This is a genomic window from Kitasatospora sp. NPDC007106 (assembly GCF_040634455.1).
Lineage (GTDB): Bacteria > Actinomycetota > Actinomycetes > Streptomycetales > Streptomycetaceae > Kitasatospora > Kitasatospora arboriphila.
In genome coordinates this window covers 1-1,744 of the sequence record NZ_JBEYFP010001085.1, presented here as the reverse complement: position 1 = coordinate 1,744, position 1,744 = coordinate 1, and the positions used below count along the sequence as shown (strand labels likewise).

Genomic DNA, 1,744 nt, shown 5'->3' with positions numbered 1-1,744 from the left:
CACTACTCGAACATCAACGCCAACGGCTTCCGTGAGCTGCTCGAGGGCCAGAAGGTCGAGTTCGACGTCACGCAGGGCCAGAAGGGCCCGCAGGCCGAGAACATTCGCCCCCTGTAGTTCTTCGCCGAAGGCACCCGCCCGGCAGCGAGGGGCCCGCACCGCGTACACGCACGGTGCGGGCCCCTCGGCATGTGCGGGGCGGCGCCCCTGCTCCCGTCCCTTCCGGTCGGCATCGACCGCAGGAGCCGTGCCGCAGGTCCTCCGTCCCTTCCCAGCCCGTCACTCGTTCGGCCCGTTCTCGTGGTCTCCTCCGGTGCCCCGCGCCACGGGGTCTTCCTGGCGACGTGCCCCCTCAGGAAGGTCCCTGCATGAATCGCTCCAGTCGCTCCTCGCACCAGAACTCCGGCCGAGCGGTCGCCGACGGACGTTCCGGCCGCCGGGCCGCCGGTCAGGGCCACCCTGCGCAGGTCGAGTTCGCGGTGCCGGTGGGCACCACTCCTGCACTGCCGCCCGTGGAGTCCTTCGACGCACTGGACATGCCGCGCCAGCTGCTGTCCGTACTGACACGCCAGGGCCTCGACAGGCCGTTCCCGATCCAGGCGGCGACGCTGCCGAACGCGCTGGCCGGCCGCGACGTGCTCGGCCGCGGACGGACGGGTTCGGGCAAGACCCTCGCGTTCGGACTCGCAGTGCTGGCCCGCACTGCAGGGCGGAAGGCCGATCCGCGCCGCCCTCTGGCGCTCGTCCTGGTCCCCACCCGTGACCTCGCGCAGCAGGTCACCGAGGCCCTCACCCCGTACGCCCGCGCGGTACGGCTGCGGATGGCGACCGTGGTGGGCGGGCTGCCGATCGGCCGCCAGGCCCACCAGCTCCGCCGGGGCGCCGATGTCGTCGTGGCCACTCCCGGTCGGCTCGCGGACCTCGTCGGCCGCGGTGACTGCCTGCTCGACGACGTTGCCGTCTCGGTGCTGGACGAGGCCGACCAGATGGCCGACATGGGCTTCCTGCCCCAGGTCACCGAATTGCTGGAACAGGTGGCCCCGGGCGGCCAGACCCTGCTGTTCTCCGCCACCCTGGACCGCAACGTCGACCGTCTGGTCCAGCGCTTCCTCACCGACCCGGTCACGCACTCGGTCGACCCGTCCGCCGCCGCGGTCACCACGATGGAGCACCACGTGCTGCACGTTCAGCACTCCGACAAGAACGCCACGATCGCGCACATCGCCTCCCGTGACGGAGGGGTGATCATGTTCATCGACACCAAGAACGGTGCGGACCGCCTGGTCGATGACCTGCTCACGCAGGGGGTCAGAGCCGCAGCCCTGCACAGCGGCAAGTCCCAGCCCCAGCGTGCCCGCACGCTGGAGCAGTTCCGGGCCGGCCAGGTCACCGCGCTGATCGCGACCAACGTCGCCGCCCGCGGCATCCACGTCGACGGGCTCGACCTGGTCGTCAACCTGGAGCCGCCCACGGACCACAAGGACTACCTGCACCGGGGCGGCCGCACCGCCCGGGCCGGCGAGTCCGGCACCGTCGTCACACTGGTGCTGCCCAACCAGCGCCGTCGGATGGCACGCACGATGACGACGGCGGGCCTCGTCCCCGTCACGACCGCGGTGCTGGCCGGCGGCCAGGAGCTGGCCCGCATCACCGGCGCCCGCGTGCCCACCGGCGTCCCCACGGTGATCCCGAACCCCGTCGTCGAGCGGCCGCGCCGCAGCCCCTCCACGCGCCGCGGCCGCCG

The 1,744-nt window shown here is 72.6% G+C and carries 2 protein-coding genes; both read left to right on the top strand.

Going from position 1 to position 1,744, the window contains the following annotated elements:
• A partial coding sequence (locus tag ABZ641_RS36010) for a cold shock domain-containing protein (protein WP_359975905.1) occupies positions 1-117 on the top strand: 117 nt, incomplete at its 5' end.
• Positions 118-368: 251 nt separating this feature from the next.
• Positions 369-1,744 (top strand): DEAD/DEAH box helicase (locus ABZ641_RS36005; protein WP_359988672.1); only part of this gene is annotated, 1,376 nt, incomplete at its 3' end.